10 protein-coding genes are annotated in these 16,167 nt (G+C 74.6%); 1 reads left to right on the top strand and 9 read right to left on the bottom strand.

Translation table 11 applies throughout. The annotated features are described in order from the left end of the window. Positions 1–4: 4 nt before the first annotated feature. The 9 genes from ACIOFR_RS36915 to ACIOFR_RS36955 all read right to left on the bottom strand — a co-directional run bounded on the left by ACIOFR_RS36915 (position 5) and on the right by ACIOFR_RS36955 (position 9,108). On the bottom strand, positions 5–844 hold the full coding sequence (locus ACIOFR_RS36915) for a class I SAM-dependent methyltransferase (protein ID WP_401004379.1): 840 nt from the start codon (positions 842–844) through the stop codon (positions 5–7). After that, positions 841–1,860 carry a phytanoyl-CoA dioxygenase family protein gene (locus tag ACIOFR_RS36920; RefSeq protein ID WP_401004381.1) on the bottom strand — a complete coding sequence of 340 codons (1,020 nt, stop codon included), beginning with the start codon at positions 1,858–1,860 and terminating at the stop codon, positions 841–843. The genes ACIOFR_RS36915 and ACIOFR_RS36920 overlap by 4 nt, the downstream gene beginning before the upstream one ends. A 9-nt stretch (positions 1,861–1,869) precedes the next feature. Beyond that, positions 1,870–2,931: an asparagine synthetase A gene (locus tag ACIOFR_RS36925; protein ID WP_401004383.1), complete on the bottom strand. Its 1,062-nt coding sequence runs from the start codon at positions 2,929–2,931 to the stop codon at positions 1,870–1,872. Between the two features lie 15 nt (positions 2,932–2,946). Beyond that, the gene (locus tag ACIOFR_RS36930) at positions 2,947–3,735 is read right to left on the bottom strand and encodes a ChbG/HpnK family deacetylase (protein WP_401004384.1); all 789 of its coding nucleotides are present in this window, start codon (positions 3,733–3,735) and stop codon (positions 2,947–2,949) included. Then, positions 3,732–4,313 carry a class I SAM-dependent methyltransferase gene (locus ACIOFR_RS36935; RefSeq protein ID WP_401004386.1) on the bottom strand — a complete coding sequence of 194 codons (582 nt, stop codon included), beginning with the start codon at positions 4,311–4,313 and terminating at the stop codon, positions 3,732–3,734. The genes ACIOFR_RS36930 and ACIOFR_RS36935 overlap by 4 nt, the downstream gene beginning before the upstream one ends. Beyond that, entirely contained in the window at positions 4,310–6,364 is a 2,055-nt protein-coding gene (locus tag ACIOFR_RS36940; RefSeq protein WP_401004388.1) for an aminotransferase class III-fold pyridoxal phosphate-dependent enzyme, read from the bottom strand. The genes ACIOFR_RS36935 and ACIOFR_RS36940 overlap by 4 nt, the downstream gene beginning before the upstream one ends. Positions 6,365–6,432: 68 nt before the next feature. Then, positions 6,433–7,698: a hypothetical protein gene (locus ACIOFR_RS36945; RefSeq protein ID WP_401004390.1), complete on the bottom strand. Its 1,266-nt coding sequence runs from the start codon at positions 7,696–7,698 to the stop codon at positions 6,433–6,435. After that, positions 7,695–8,129 (bottom strand): hypothetical protein, encoded by a 435-nt coding sequence (locus ACIOFR_RS36950; protein WP_401004392.1) that lies wholly within the window; start codon positions 8,127–8,129, stop codon positions 7,695–7,697. The genes ACIOFR_RS36945 and ACIOFR_RS36950 overlap by 4 nt, the downstream gene beginning before the upstream one ends. Beyond that, positions 8,113–9,108, bottom strand: coding sequence for an LD-carboxypeptidase (locus tag ACIOFR_RS36955; RefSeq protein ID WP_401004393.1), 996 nt, complete (start codon positions 9,106–9,108; stop codon positions 8,113–8,115). Before ACIOFR_RS36955 ends, ACIOFR_RS36950 begins: the two co-directional genes overlap by 17 nt. A gap of 632 nt (positions 9,109–9,740) precedes the next feature. Here ACIOFR_RS36955 and ACIOFR_RS36960 point away from each other — a divergent pair. Beyond that, positions 9,741–16,167: type I polyketide synthase (locus ACIOFR_RS36960; protein ID WP_401004395.1), on the top strand; the 6,427-nt coding region annotated here is incomplete at its 3' end.

Raw genomic sequence — 16,167 nt, forward strand, 5'->3', positions numbered from 1 at the left:
CGGGCTACTTCCGGACCTTGACGGCCAGGTTGGTGCCGCGCTCGGCCCACGAGTCGTGCTCGCAGGCCTCCAGCTCCAGCGCCAGCGCGGTGCGGAAGTACTCCTCGTCCTCCAGCGCCTTGGAGATCGGGCTGATCTCGGCGTACGGGTAGCCGAAGTCCTCCGGCCCGGGCAGGGCCAGCGAGGTCACGCCGAAGACCCGCTCGCCGGCCAGGCCGGCGCCCACGGAGAGCGACACCAGCTCGTCGGCGGTGTAGACGCGCAGGGCGGGCACGTGGGGCGACCACTTGACGATCCGGGTGCGCTGCAGCTCGGCGAGCTCCTGCGGGCCGGCGCCGTCGCGGCAGATCTTCGACGAGAGGGCGTTGGAGAGCGAGTGGCTCATCAGGAAGCCGGCGCCGCCGGGCTTCAGGACCCGGTGCACGGTGTCGAAGACCGCGGCCGGGTCGTCCAGGAAGCTGAGCACGCCGTAGGTGCTGATCACCGCGTCGTAGGAGTCCGAGGCCAGCTCGGGGGCGTTCTCGGCGTTGCAGTGGACCAGCTCGACCAGCGAGGCCACCTCGGAGGCGGCGACGTTCTGCGCGGCCTGCCGGAGCATGTCCTTCGACTTGTCGGCGACGGTGACGCGGACGCCGAACTCCGAGGCCAGCCAGATGCCCCAGCGGCCGGTGCCGCCGCCCACGTCCAGGACCCGCTGGCCGGGGCGCAGGTCGAGGTGGCGGCGGACCAGCTCCTTGATCACCTCGTCGGCGAGCCGCCAGTAGGTGGCCTCGTAGAACCCCTCGACGTTGCCGGCGTAGGGCTCGAAGAAGGTGTCGAACTCGGTGTCGGTCATCAGGCTCATGGCGTTGCTTCCTTCGTGGTGGGGTGGTTGACGGTGGGGTGGTCGACGGTGGGTCGACCGGTGGTGCGGTGGCCGGTGGTGTCGTGGCCGGTGGTGCGGCGCCGCTCCAGCAGGCGGGAGGGCGGCGCGGTGAGCCCGGCCAGGTAGGCGCCGTAGTCGACGTCCCCGGGCAGCTCCCGCAGCTCGACGGCCGGGTCCAGCCGGATCCACTCCCGGCTCTCCCACCCGGCGGCGAGCTCGTCCCAGTCCGGGGTGACCGGCCAGCCGTGCGGATGGGCGAACTCGGCCCGCAGCGGTTCGGTGGTCAGCTGGTAGCGGACGTCCGCCGAGAGCCGGATCTCCCGGCTGCTGTTCGGGCCGCCGCCGTGGACGGTGAGGCTGTGGAAGACCACCACGTCGCCGAGCCGGAAGTCGGCGGTGGCCCAGCGCTCGTCGTCCGCGGCGACCGGCAGGTAGAGCGGGCGCCGCCCGCCCTGCTCCGGGTCGGTCGGCAGGAAGCCGGCGGCCTGCGAGCCGGGGATCAGTCGAAGACCCTGGCGGGTCCGGTCGCAGTCTGTCAACGGCAGCCAGACCGTCAGGGCGTCCGTGGTGACGTGCTGGACCACGTAGTCCTGGTGGGCCCGGGTGGCGTACCGGCCCGGGTCGGCCGAGGGCAGCGCGAGGCGCACCACCCGGGCCGGGTGGCAGAACGCCGGTCCGCCCAGGAAGGTCTCCATGAACGTCCACAGCCGCGGCGTGAACGCCAGCCGGTGGAAGGCCTCCAGTCGCTGCACGGCCGGGTAGACCTCGCCGAACGACCGGCGCTCGAAGCGCAGGCCGTCTCCGGACACGGTGAGCCGATCCGGGTCGGTGAGCCAGCCGATGCCGTGCAGCGCGGCCCGCAGCTCGGCCTGGACGGCCGCCGGGCCGGCCGGGTCGAGCAGACCGGGCAGATAGAGGTAGCCGTCGTCGGCGAGCCGGTCCCGCAGGGCCTCGACGTCGTCGAGCAGGTCGCTGCTGTCGCGCAGGGTGTGCATGGCCGGCCCCTACGGCAGGACGGTGCGGCCGTTGACCCTCGGGAGGAGGGCGAAGTCACGGATGTCGGACTGCCGCAGCAGCCACATGAAGAACCGCTCCACGCCCAGACCGAAACCGGAGGTGAGCAGCGGGATGCGGGACTTCATGTCGACGTACCAGGCGTACTCCGCCGGGTCCACCTCGTGGGTGCGCAGCGCCGCCAGCACCTCGGGGCCGTCGATGTGCCGCTCCCCGGCACCGACCACCTCGCCCGGCCCGAACAGCAGGTCGCCGTTGAACGCCCGGCCGTGCTCGTCGCGGCGCTGGTAGAACGGGACGGCCAGCTGGTCCCAGTGGGTGACCCAGACGAACTCGCCCAGACGGCGCATCAGTTCGCGTTCGCCGGCCCGGGTCAGGGTGCGCCAGCCGTCCGCGGTCGAGACGTACGCCGGGTCGTCGCCCAGCTCGGCCACGGCCTCCTCGAAGGTGATCCGGCGGAACGGCGCCGGGTCCGCCAGCAGCGCCTCGACGTGGTCGAGGCCGCCGGCCGCCTCCCGGATCGTCTCGGCGTGCCCGGCCACCAACTCGGCGACCACGTGCCGCAGGTAGGCCTCGGTGACCTCGATGACGTCGTCGAGGGTCCCGGGGATCTCCGCCTCGCTGTGGAAGAACTGGCAGAGGTGGGTCGCGTCCGGGGCCTCGCCCCGGAACGACGGCATGAGGTAGTACGCGCCCTCCGGGTTGAGGCGGCAGAGGAATTCCAGCCCGAACTGCATCGAGTCCGCCAGGTACGTCGGCGCCCCGAACAGGTCCACCTGGACGGGAAGGGAGTCGCTGCCCAGGCCCATCGGCGAGGAGACCGAGCCGGTGGTCACCGGCAGGTGCCCGAACCGCAGGCCGCGCGCGGTCCAGAACGACACCGTCGCCGCCGTCAGCGTGCTCTGCAGGCCGAGGAGCGCGGCGTACCAGGGGCTGGTCAGCGCGGTGAGGTAGTGGCTGTCGGGATCCTGCCACGACCCGGGCGGGGTCAGGCCGAGGGGGCCGGGCCGGGCCGTGTCCTGCGACGGGACGGGTACGACGTCGATAGACATGGTGCTGTCTTCCTCTCAGTGCTGGTGGCCGCGGTGGGCGGCCGGGGAAAGCCCCAGGGTGATGTCGAGGGCTTCGCAGGCCTCCCGCAGACGCGGGTCGAGCAGGGCGGCCAGGTCACCCACCCGGATGTCCCGGGCCCATTTCCAGCGCCGCGAAGCGGGGTGGGTGAGGGTGGTGAGCTCCGGACGGTCGAGCGCCGGGTGGGCCACCACCATGTGGATGCCGGGCGGCAGTGCCGCCAGGTGGGCGAGCAGGTCGTCCAGTTTGGTCTCGGGCGGGCGGACGGACAGGTGCCACAGGGAGTCCACCTCCATCGCGATGCCGGGTGCGGGCACCGGGTCGCGGCAGGGCAGGCCCCACTCCGCACTGACCGTGGCCAACACCTCCGCGTCGAAGACGCCGACGTGCGACTCCAGGTGCCGCAGGGTCACCCCGGCGTCGCGGGCCGCCCGCAGCTGGGCGCGCAGCTCCCCGAGCGCCTCCCCGGGGTCGGCCGCCGCGCGGAGCTCGGCGACCCCGGGCAGGAAGGCACCGTCCGGCGCCCGCAGGCTCGGTGCGTCGGTGAGCGGGAAGTAGCGCAGCCCCTCCCACTCGCAGGCCAGCACCAGGTGGGCGCCGAGCGGGAGGTCCTCGGCCAGCGCCAGGCGCATGGCGCGCGCGGCGTCCGGCGCCGGCACCATCACCGAGGCCTGGGTCACCACGCCGGCCCGGAAGCCGGCGAGGATACCGTCGGTGACCGCGCCGCACATCCCGTAGTCGTCGGCCTGGACCACCAGGACGCGTTCCCCGCGCCGGGCGGTCACGATCCGCTCCTCGGGGTGAGCACGTGCAGGGCCCAGCTGCGCCCGCCCTCGGTGGTCACCAGCCGCTGCGCGTCACCGAGTTCGGCGCCGATCTCGCCGATCAGCGCGTGCCAGCCGGGGTGGCGCCGCCGGGACGGCTGGAAGAGCGAGATCAGCAGCTCCCCGCCGGGCGCCACCAGGTCCAGCGTCCGGGCGACCGCGCGGCCCGGCTCGTCGAGGTAGTAGAGCACCTCGCTCAGCACCACGGCGTCGAACCGGTGGGACAGCGGCAGCCGGGACGCGTCGCCGCAGATCAGCGACTCGCCGGGCCACGGCGTACGGGCGGCCAGGGCGGCGTGCGACCAGTCGATCCCGACGAAGCGGCCGGTGAAGCGGTCGCCGAGGCGGTCGCGCAGCACGCCCGACCCGCACCCGATGTCCAGCACGTCGCGGGCACCGTTCGCCAGGATCCGGTCGACGATGGCGCCGTAGCGGGCGTCCTCCTCCGACGCGGAGAGGTAGTCCCACCGGCCCGACCGGTACTGCCGCTCCCACTCGGTGCGGCTGGTCGCGGGCACGGCGTGCGCCGCGGCGCTCACCGGGTCACCTCCCAGGCGGGGCCGGCGAATCCGGGCTCGGCCAGCACCTCTTCGGCGGCGGCGACGGCGAAGTCCACGTGGGCCTCACCGTGCGCCGCGGAGAGGAAGTTGACGTCACGCCGCAGCAGCACGCCGCGGCGGGCCATCGCACCGAGGAACGCACCCGCCGTCCGGGCGTGGTCGGCCGGGTCGGCGGCGAACCGCAGGCACGGCATGGGGTCGTACCCGACCACGAACGGCGGGCGGCCGTGGCGCTCGGCGGCCCCGTTGAGGCCCTCGCGCAGCCGGCGGCCGAGCCGGGCGGTCCGCGCGTAGTGGTCGGTGGTCGTGTAGTACCGCAGGACGGCCTTCATGACCTCCAGCGACAGCGTCTCGCCGGCGAAGGTGCTGGAGACCCGCAGCCGCTCGAAGTGCGCCATGGTCCGCCGTGGTCCGGCGACGGCGGCCAGCGGGGCGCCGGCCGCGATGCCCTTGGAGAAGCAGATCAGGTCGGCCTCGACACCGAGCAGCTCGCCGAGACCGCCGGAGGCCAGCCGGAAGCCGGTCACCACCTCGTCCAGCACCAGCAGCGTGCCGTACCGGTCGCACAGCCGGCGCACCTCGGCGAGGAAACCGGCCGTCAGCTGCCGGTCGTAGGGCGTGGAGAGGACCACGGCGGCGAGCTGCTCGCCCTCGGCGGCCAGCTGCTCGCAGAACGCGGAGTCGTCCTCGGCGGAGCGCAGCTCGACCCGCCGGGAGAGCCCCTCGACGGCGGCCGGCACGCCCGGGCTCGGGCCGATCAGCTGGTCGTGCCAGCCGTGGTAGCCGGCCAGCAGCACCCGGTCGCGCCCGGTCAGCGAGCGGGCCAGCCGGATTGCCGCGGCCACCGCCTCGGCGCCGGTCTTGAGGAACCGCGCCATCTCGACCCCGGGCACCGCGGCGACCAGGCTCTCGGCCGCGGTCACCTCGGCGGGGGTGGGCAGCGACAGCAGCAGGCCGCGCCCGGCCCGCTCGCGGACCGTGTTGGCCACCACCGGGTGGTTGTGCCCCATCGTGGCGGCGCCCAGCGCGCAGACGAAGTCCACGTAGGACTGCCCGTCGACGTCGTGGACCAGGGCGCCCTCGCCGCGTTCCAGGTAGACCGGGTAGGAGCCCTCCGCGAAGTTCTCCGGCCGCTTGTGGAAGGTGTGGGTCATCCCCGGCGTCACCCGTTCGGCCCGCTCCCGCAGCGCGGTGGACCGGTCCAGGGCGAGCGGGCCGACCCGGGGCGCCGGCAGGGCGGCGCCGTCGGCCGCGGCACCCAGGTGCTCCGGGGTGAGCGCCCGGAACCGGCCGCGCCCGGCCAGCCAGGGACGTCCGATGTCGCGCGCCACCACGTCCCGCGTCCACAGCACCCGGTGCGCGTCGTAGCCGTCCTCCGCGATCACCAGGTCACGGATCCGCTCGTCCACGCAGCGATCGGCGTCGGTGGTGGCGAGCGCCCGGGCCACCACGGGGGCCCAGCGGTCGGTCCGGTGCAGGTGCGGGCTCAACGGCAGGAACTGCGCCGCCCAGCTGCCGCGGGTCAGACGGACCAGCGGCACCCGGGTACCGGGCACCGGCTCGGCCTCGGACGGGCGGGTGAAGGTCCCGCCGCGCGCGGTGTGGGAGTTGCCCAGCACGAGCTGGGTGCCGCCGCCCTCCAGCAGGTCCGCGATCAGGTCGTCGAGCTCGATCGGGGCGGTGAACTCCCAGTCGTCCTCCAGGTGCAGACCGACCGGGGTGCGGGCGTGGGCCAGCAGGACGGACAGCGCTCCGGGCAGGCCGACCGGGCGGCGGAACCGGTCGACGACGACCTCGCGCACGCTCGGCCACCGGTTCGGCAGGTCGTCCAGGAAGGCCAGGGTGCGGGAGAGCTCCTCCTCGGGGACGCCGTAGGCCGGGTCCACCGTGACGATCACCCGGAAGGACCCCGAGAAGCGGACCTGGGTGAAGAACGTGGAGTACGTCGACAGCAGGGTGTCCCGGCCCACCGAGGTGGTGGTGATGTCGACCGTGCCGGTGTCGACGTCCGGTGGCGCTGACTTCCTCAACTCATCCTTCTCTCGTGGCAGTCGGTGGCGGGGTTGCGGGCTGTGGCGGGGGTTGCGGGCGGCGGGGGTCAGTAGAAGCGGCCGCGTTCGCTCAGCAGCACCGCCCGGCCGGGGTCGCCGCAGTGGGCGCAGGGCAGCGGGCGCCGCGGGACGATCAGCCCGTACACGGCGATCGTCCGCCCGGCGACGCACCGGTCGCAGGCGCCGCGGACCAGCTCGGCGAGGCCGCGGTCGAACCGGCCGCGGGCCGCGGCCAGCAGCCGCCGGTCGTACCCGTCGAGTTCGGCCCGCACGTCCCCCGGGGTCGGCGGGCCCGGCAGCCGGTCGCGGTGCGCCGGAGCGCGGCGGGTGATCCGCCAGTCCTCGGTCCGTCGGTCGTCGGTCCGTCGGTCGTCGTCGAGGCGCAGTCCGACCGCGACCGGCGCACCGCCGCGCAGCTCGGTCCGCTCGGCGCGGTGCCGCCGGAACTCGGCCTCGTGCGGCGGCGCCAGGGCCGTCCGGACGCCGGGCAGTCCGTCGGCCCAGTGCCGCAGCGCGGCGTCGCTGCGCCCGCCGTGGGGGAGCAGTGCGAGCTGCACCGGTGCGAGGGCGGACGGCAGCCCGAGCCCGAACCGGTCGTGGTGGTGCATGGCGGCGAGGGCGAGCACCTTGCCGGTGAAGCCGACGTCGACCAGCTCCCCGTCGATGCCGAGGGCCTCCCGGTAGCGACGGGCCATCAGGTACGTGGTGGCCAGGACGGTCGGCCGCCCGTCGCGCAGGCAGCAGACCGTCAGGTGGCAGCGGTCGCCGTACCCGGCGGGGGCGTCGACCTCGACGGTGAGGGCGGGCAGCCCGAACGCGGCGAGGGTCCGTTCCAGTACCGACCGGTAGGCGGACAGCGCCTCCTCGCCGGAGCCGGCCGGCAGGAGGTGCGAGAGCTGGACCGCGGGCCAGATGTACCGCTCCCGGAACAGCGGGGTGCCGCTGCCGTGCATCCTGCGGAGCAGCCCGCCGGTGGTGACCACCGGGCCGCGGTGGCCGGTGCGGCGCAGGAAGGCGACGTTGAGGTGCAGGTTGTCGGCCCGCAGCACCCAGCCCGCCCGGTCGCCCTCCGGCAGCCGGTACACGTTGGCGTAGTCGGGGAAGACCCGGTGGTAGGAGTCGTGCGGGTCCAGGAAGGGGTGGTCGGTCTCGACGGGCGGCGCGACGGCGGCGACCCGGTCGAGGAAGGTGCCGACCATGCGGCGGACGACCTGCAGACCCGGGCCGCGCCATGTGGTGACGCCGCTGCCCGCCCCGGTGGGGGCCAGCAGTCCGGCGGTCAGCAGGGCCCGGTGGTGGACGAGTTCGGTCATGCCGGTACCCCGATGACGTGGGCCGACAGCCAGAGGCAGGCCTGGTCGTGCTCGCGGCCGGTCCTGACGCGCAGCCCGGTGACGGCGCCGGCGAGGTCCTGGCGCAGGACGGCGGCGAGCCGCCGGATCTCGGCGGGCTCGGCCTCGACGGCCTGGGCGAGCAGCAGCCCGTCGCGCTCGCCGCCCTCGTCCAGGTCGCGGCCCAGCGACCAGCAGCGGCGCAGGCCCCGGCGCAGCCACGGCCGCGGCAGGATGGTGAAGTCGGTGCCCGACGAGCGCAGGTACCACGGCTCGGCGCCGGGTTCGAGGGTGACGGCGCGGCGGTAGCGCAGCGCGCCGGCGGCCGGTACGGCCGGCACCTCGCCGATCTCCTCGAAACCGTGCCGCCGCAGCACGCGCTCGACGGCGGTGGACTCAGCAGACCGCGGCATCGAGCACCTCGATCGTGCCGGCGTCCCCGTCGAGCCGGGTCCGCACGCCCAGCGGCAGGGTGAGCATGGGGTCGGTGTGCCCGAGGTCGACACCGGCCAGGACCGGGACGCCGTGGTGCGCGAAGCGCGCGGCGACCAGCGCGGTGAACGCCTCCTCGAAGCCGTCGGCGCCGCGGAACGACCGGCCGACCAGCAGACCGGCCATCCGGTCGAACACCCCGATCATCTCCAGCTGGGTCAGGCTCCGTTCGACCTGCTGGAGATCGGTCGCGGTGCTCTCCAGCAGCACGATGGCGCCGGTGAAGTCGGGCAGGTGGCCGGTACCGCCGAGCAGTCCGACGGTCTCCAGGTTGCCGCCGATCAGCGGCCCCTCCGCGACGCCACCGTGCAGCGGGCGCCAGCCGTCCGAGGGCCGCGTCACCCGGGCGCGGTCGTCGGCCTCGTCCCACCACAGGAGCTCCTCGGTCCACCGCGGTGCGGGGGCGAGCCGGCCCAGCGGCTCGGGACGGCCCACCGCCCGGCTGAAGTGGTCCCAGGTGTAGGGCAGCACCTCGGGGTGCTCGGCCAGCTCCGGGAGCAGGGTGGGTCCGTGGAAGGTCACCGTCGAGGTGTGGCGGAGCACCGCCAGCAGGATCGCGGTGATGTCGCTGTAGCCGACGATGATCTTGGGGTCGGCGCGCAGCGCGTCGTAGTCGAGGTGGTCGAGGACGGCGTTGCTGGTCAGGCCGCCCATCGTCATGACGACACAGCGCACCCGGGGGTCGCGCAGGAAGCCGTTCAGCTCGGCCACCCGCTCCGCCCGGCCGGACCGGCCGCCGGGCAGTCCGGCCAGCGGGCCCACCTCGACCCGGTAGCCCCGCGCCCGCAGGGCCTCGACACCGCGCCGCAGCCGACGCTCCACCGCGACCGACCCGGACGGTGTGGCCACGGCGACGAGGTCCCCGGGACACAGTCGGGGCGGCTGGACGAGAGCGGACATGTTCGGACTCCAGGGTTTCGGGAATTGCCGGGACGGCGGTGACCGGAGTCTGTCGCACTCCCGTCGAGAATTCCAAGTTCCGGTTGGCGGATTTCCGAAAATACCTGTCCGGATGCTGCGATCTGGACGTTTTCGCAGGTGAGGGCAGGTGTGGTGGCTGCTCCGGCCGTCTCGCCGGCGAGACGTGGCGAGATGATTCGGTGGCAATGCAGGGTTGCCGTCGGCGGATTGGCGGAGGGAATTGTCGAGGGGTGCGGAATTCGCGATCCGGAGGGTGCGGGCGGGGTGCGCCCGCGCGGTGGGTCGGTGACCGAATTGCCCCGGTGCAGGGGTTAATGTCCATGCCTGGTCGCCGCCGGGTGGGCGGGAGTTCGACGGCGGAACCTAGGGGAGCGGTAGGGGTTGTTCGCCCGGGAGGCCGCTTTTAGCGTGGCGCCGGAAACGAATTCCGATGAGCTGGGGGAGTGTCGCGAGCGGCCTGGGGGCTGTGGCGTCCGCCCGGGGGTTTCCGGCTGCCCGGGCCCGCGTTCGGTGTGGCGCCGACCTGCGACGACGCCACCCGGTCGGAACAGCTCCCGCGTTGGGCGAACATCCGCTGGCAGCCGCAAGGCCGTAAAGAGGTCACAGGAAAAATGGCGAACGAAGAGACACTCCGCGGCTACCTCAAGCGGGTGACGGCGGATCTGCACCAGACCCGGCTGCGCCTGCGGGAGGTCGAGGCCAAGGACCAGGAACCGATCGCCATTGTCGGAATGGGCTGCCGGTACCCCGGCGGGGTGCGTTCGCCCGAGGACCTGTGGCAGCTGGTGGCGTCCGGCGGCGACGCGATGTCCGGGTTCCCGGCCGACCGGGGCTGGGACCTGGAGAACCTCTACCACCCGGATCCGGACCACCCTGGCACCAGCTACGCGCGCGAAGGCGGGTTCATCCACGACCTCGCACAGTTCGACCCGGCGGTCTTCGGCATCTCACCGCGCGAGGCGCTGGCGATGGACCCGCAGCAGCGGCTGCTGCTGGAGACGTCCTGGGAGGCCTTCGAACGGGCCGGCATCGACCCGCTGTCCCTGCACGGCACCCGGACCGGCGTGTTCGCCGGCACCAGCGGCCAGGACTACCTGATGGCGCTGCTCGAATCCGCGGACGACGTCGAGGGCTACCTCGGCACGGGCATCGCGGCCAGCGTCGTCTCCGGCCGGATCGCCTACAGCCTGGGCCTGGAGGGCCCCGCCGTCACGGTGGACACCGCCTGCTCCTCCTCGCTGGTCGCCCTGCACCTCGCCGTGCAGGCACTGCGGGGCGGCGAGTGCTCGCTGGCCCTGGCCGGCGGTGTGACGGTGATGAACAGCCCCGGCACGTTCGTCGACTTCAGCCGGCAGCGCGGCCTGGCCGCGGACGGCCGCTGCAAGTCCTTCGCCGACGCGGCCGACGGCACCGGCTGGGCCGAGGGCGCCGGCATGGTGCTGGTGGAGCGACTGTCGGACGCGCGCCGCAACGGGCACCCGGTGCTGGCGATCGTCCGCGGCTCGGCGGTCAACCAGGACGGCGCCTCCAACGGCCTCACCGCGCCCAACGGCCCGTCCCAGCAGCGCGTCATCCTCCAGGCCCTGGCCGGCGCACGGCTGACACCGGACCAGGTGGACGCCGTCGAGGCACACGGGACCGGGACGATGCTCGGCGACCCGATCGAGGCGCAGGCCATCATCGCCGCCTACGGCCAGGACCGTCCCGCGGACAGCCCGCTGTGGCTCGGCTCGCTCAAGTCCAACATCGGGCACAGCCAGGCCGCCGCCGGCATCGGCGGCGTCATCAAGTCGGTGATGGCGATCCGGCACGGGCTGCTGCCGAAGACCCTGCACGTGGACCGGCCGACCGCCAACGTGGACTGGTCGGCCGGTTCGGTGGAACTGCTGACCGAGGCCCGGCCCTTCCCGGACGCCGGCCGCCCGCGCCGCGTCGGCGTCTCCTCCTTCGGCTTCAGCGGCACCAACGCCCACACCATCATCGAGCAGGCCCCGGAACCGGCCCAGGACCCGGCGGACGCCCCGGCCACCGACGGCACGCCGCCGCCCACCGTCCTGCCGTGGCTGCTCGCGGGCAAGGGCGAGCCCGCCCTGCGGGCCCAGGCCGCCCGGCTGCGCGAGCGACTGACCGCGCACCCGGAACTGCGGCCGCTGGACGTCGCGTACACGCTGGCGACCGGCCGGGCGGCACTGGAGCACCGGGCCGTGCTGGTGGCGAGCGACCGTGCGGACTTCCTGCGGGCCCTGGACGCGCTGGCCGCGGGCGAGCGCAGCGCAGACCTGGTGCTCGGCTCGCCGGTCGACGGCCGGACGGCGTTCCTGTTCACGGGGCAGGGGAGCCAGCGGGCTGGTATGGGTGCGGAGTTGTACGGCGCGTATCCGGTGTTCGCGGCGGCGTTCGACGAGGTGTGTGCGGAGCTGGATCCGCTGCTCGGGTGCTCGCTGCGCGAGGCGATCGCCGATGCGGAGCTGGTGAACGAGACGGCCTACACGCAGCCGGCGTTGTTCGCGGTGGAGGTGGCGCTGTTCCGGTTGGTGGAGTCGTGGGGTGTGCGGCCGGACTTCCTGGCCGGTCATTCGATCGGTGAGCTGGCCGCCGCGCACGTGGCGGGTGTGCTCTCGCTCGCGGATGCCGCGCGGTTGGTGGCGGCGCGTGGTCGGCTGATGCAGGCGCTGCCGCGTGGCGGTGCGATGGTCGCCGTCGAGGCGACCGAGGCGGAGGTGGTGCCGCTGCTGACCGACGGTGTCGGGATCGCCGCTGTCAACGGGCCTTCGTCCGTGGTGGTTTCGGGTACCGAGGACGCCGTGCTGGCGGTCGTGGAGCAGCTGGGGGAGCGCAAGTCGAAGCGGCTCACGGTCAGTCACGCGTTCCACTCGCCGCTGATGGACGGCATGCTCGACGAGTTCCGTTCGGTGGCCCGGGAGTTGGTCTTCGAGGCGCCCCGGATCCCGATCGTCTCCACCCTCACCGGCACGCTCGTGTCGGAGGAGCTGACGGACCCCGAGTACTGGGTGCGGCACGTCCGTGAGGCCGTCCGCTTCGCCGACGCCGTCGCGGCGCTGGAGGCCGAAGGCGTCCGGACGTTCCTGGAGCTGGGCCCGGGCGGGGTGCTCACCGCCCTCGGGGCGGACTGCACCGAGGCGCGCGACAGCGCCTTCGCGGCCACCCTGCGCGGGGACCGCTCCGAGGTCCTGACCCTCACCCAGGCGGTGGCCCGGCTCCAGGTGCGCGGGGCCCGTCCCGACTGGCGGACCGCCTTCGCCGGGACCGGCGCCCACCACGTCGACCTGCCCACCTACGCCTTCCAGCGGCGCCGCTTCTGGCCGAGCGCGGGAGGCGCGGACGAGGACGCCGGCCCCGGCACCGAGGCGGCCTCCGGCTCGCCGGCCGACGAGCAGTTCTGGGCCGCCGTCGAGCGCGGCGACCTGGAGGCGCTCACCACCACCCTGGCCGTCGCCGGTGACCAGCCGCTCAGCACCGTCCTGCCCGCCCTGACCGCCTGGCGGCGCCACCGCCGGCTGCGGTCCACCATCGACGACTGGCGCTACCGGACCACCTGGCGGTCGGTCCCCGAGACGCCCGCCGCCCCGCCGTCCGGGGACTGGCTGCTGATCACCCCGGCCGGCCTCGACGAGGACGCCTGGGTGACCGGCGCCACCGCCGCACTCACCCGGTGCGGTGTCCGGACGCACCGCCTCGCCGTCGACCCGGCGACCATCGACCGGGCCGCCCTCGCCGACCTGCTGCACACCGAACTCCCGCAGGACGGCGACCGGTTCAACGGCGTGCTGTCGCTGCTGCCGCTCGCCCCGGGCACCCACCCCGAGCACCCGTCCGCACCGCTCGCACTCACCGGCACGCTCGCCCTGGTGCAGGCGCTCGGTGACGCGGGCATCGACGCCCCGCTCTGGTGCGCCACCCGCGGCGCCGTCACCACCGGCGGCCCGGACCGGCTGGAGAACGCTGTCCAGGCCCAGGTCTGGGGCCTCGGCCGGGTCGTCGTCCAGGAGCACCCGGACCGCTGGGGCGGTCTGGTCGACCTGCCGCCGACCGCGGACGAGCGGGCGCAGGCCCGCCTCGCCGCCGTCCTGGGCGGCCTCGGCGGGGCCGGCGAGGAGGACCAGCTGGCGATCCGACCGTCCGGCGTCCTCGCCCGGCGGCTCGTCCGCGGCCCGCGTGCCGAGCCCCCCGCCGCGGGCTTCTCGCCGCGCGGCACCGCGCTGGTGACCGGCGGCACCGGAGCCCTCGGCGCCCACGTGGCCCGCTGGCTGGCCGGCGCCGGCGCCGAGCACCTGCTGCTGACCAGCCGCCGCGGCCGAAACGCCACGGGCGTCGCCGAGCTGGAGGCCGAGCTCACCGCGCTGGGCGCCCGGGTGACCGTCGCCGCCTGCGACGTCTCCGACCGGACCGCGCTCGCCGACCTGCTCGCCACGATCCCCGCCGAGTACCCGCTCGGCACCGTGGTCCACGCCGCCGGTGTGCTGGACGACGGCGTGCTGGACGCGCTCACCCCGCAGCGTCTCGCCGGAGTCCTGCGGCCCAAGGTCGACGCCGCCGTCAACCTGCACGAACTCACCCGGCACCTCGACCTGACCGCGTTCGTGCTGTTCTCCTCCTTCGCCGGCACCTTCGGTGGCCCCGGCCAGGCCAACTACGCAGCCGCCAACGCCCACCTGGACGCGCTCGCCGAGCAGCGCCGCGCCGAGGGCCTGCCCGCGACCGCGATGGCGTGGGGCGCCTGGGCCGAGGGCGGCATGGCCGTGGACGACGTCGTCAAGGAGCGGCTGCGACGCGGTGGCGTCCCGGCCCTCGACCCGGCCACCGCGATCGCCGCGATGCAGCACGCCCTCGACCTCGACGAGACCTTCTCCCTCGTGGTCGACGTGCTGTGGGACCGCTTCGCCCCCCAGTTCACCGCGCTGCGCCCGAGTGCCCTGTTCGAGGAACTCCCGGAGGCGCGGCGGGCCATGGCGGCCGCCGACGCCGAGCACGGCCAGCAGGGCGACGGCTCGTCCTTCCCCGAGCGGCTGGCCGCCGCCGCCGAGAGCGAACGCCCGCGTCTGGCCCTGGACTTCGTACGTACCCAGGTCGCCGCCGTACTCGGCCACAGCGGGCCACAGGACGTCGAACCCGCCCGTGCCTTCCGCGAGCTGGGCTTCGACTCGCTGACCGCCGTCGAGCTGCGCAACGTCCTCGCCGCGCTGACCGGCCTGCGCCTGCCCGCCACCCTGATCTTCGACCACCCCAACGCCACCGCGCTCGCCGAACTCCTCGGCACGGAACTGCTCGGCGCCGCCGTCGAGTCCGCCTCCGGATCCGCCGCAGTGGTGTCCGCCGCGCACCGTGCCGCCGCGGACGACGAGCCGATCGCGATCGTCGGCATGAGCTGCCGGTTCGCCGGCGGGGTGGACTCCCCCGAGGCGCTGTGGCGGCTGCTCGCCGACGGCACCGACGCCCTCGTCCCGTTCCCGTCCGACCGCGGCTGGGACCTCGACGCGGTCTACCACCCCGACCCCGACCACCCCGACACCAGCTACGTCCGCGAGGGCGGCTTCCTGCCCGACGCGGGCGCCTTCGACCCCGGCTTCTTCGGCATCAGCCCGCGCGAGGCACTGGCGATGGACCCGCAGCAGCGCCTGCTGCTGGAGACCGCCTGGGAGGCCTTCGAGCGCGCGGGCATCGACCCGGCCACCCTGCGCGGCAGCCGGACCGGCGTCTTCGCGGGCACCAACGGCCAGGACTACCTGCCGCTCATCCTCAGCGCGCCGGACGGCTCCGAGGGCTTCCTCGGCACCGGCAACGCGGCCAGCGTGCTCTCCGGCCGGATCGCCTACACGCTAGGCCTTGAGGGCCCGGCCGTGACCGTCGACACCGCCTGCTCCTCCTCCCTGGTCGCCCTGCACTGGGCGATCCAGGCGCTGCGCGCGGGCGAGTGCGAACTCGCCCTGGCCGGTGGCGTCACCGTGATGTCCACCCCCGGCAACTTCATCGACTTCAGCCGCCAGCGCGGCCTGGCCGCCGACGGCCGCTGCAAGGCCTTCGCGGCCGGCGCCGACGGCACCGGCTGGGGCGAGGGCGTCGGTCTGCTGCTCGTGGAGCGGCTCGCGGACGCGCGCCGCAACGGGCACCCGGTGCTGGCGGTCGTCCGCGGCTCGGCGGTCAACCAGGACGGTGCGTCCAACGGTCTCACCGCGCCCAACGGACCGTCCCAGCAGCGGGTGATCAGGCAGGCGCTGGCGAGTGCGGGCCTGGCAGCCGGGGAGGTCGACGCGGTGGAGGCGCACGGCACCGGCACCGCGCTGGGCGACCCGATCGAGGCACAGGCGCTGCTCGCCACCTACGGCCGGGACCGTACCGGTGACGAGCCGCTGTGGCTCGGCTCGGTCAAGTCCAACCTCGGCCACACCCAGGCCGCCGCCGGCGTCGCCGGCGTCATCAAGATGGTGCTCGCCATGCAGCACGGCGTGCTCCCGCAGACCCTGCACGTCGACGAGCCCTCGCCGAACGTGGACTGGTCGGCGGGCGCCGTCGAACTGCTCACCGAGGCCCGCCCGTGGCCGGAGACCGGACGCCCGCGCCGCGCCGCCGTCTCCTCGTTCGGTGTGAGCGGCACCAACGCCCACACCATCATCGAGCAGGCCCCGGCGGAGGACCCCGCCCCGGCGCCCACCACCGCACAGGCCGCGCCCCCCGCCGTGCTCTGGCCGCTCTCCGCGCGCGGCACCGAGGCCCTGCGCGGCCAGGCGGGGCGGCTCGCCGCCCTGCTCGGCGAGCAGCCCGGACCCGACCCGCTCGACCTCGGCCACGCGCTGGCCACCACCCGCACCGCGCACGAGCACCGGGCCGTGATCACCGGCGACGACCCGCAGGAGCGCCTGGCCGCCCTGCGCTCCCTCGCCGAGGAGAGGGACGCCCCCGGCCTGCTGCGCGGCACCGCCACCCTCGGCCGGACGGCGTTCCTGTTCACGGGGCAGGGGAGCCAGCGGGCGGGTATGGGTGCGGAGTTGTATGCCGGGTATCCGGTGTTCGCGGCGGCGT

The sequence above is a fragment of the Kitasatospora sp. NPDC088346 genome (genome assembly GCF_044740765.1).
GTDB lineage: Bacteria > Actinomycetota > Actinomycetes > Streptomycetales > Streptomycetaceae > Kitasatospora.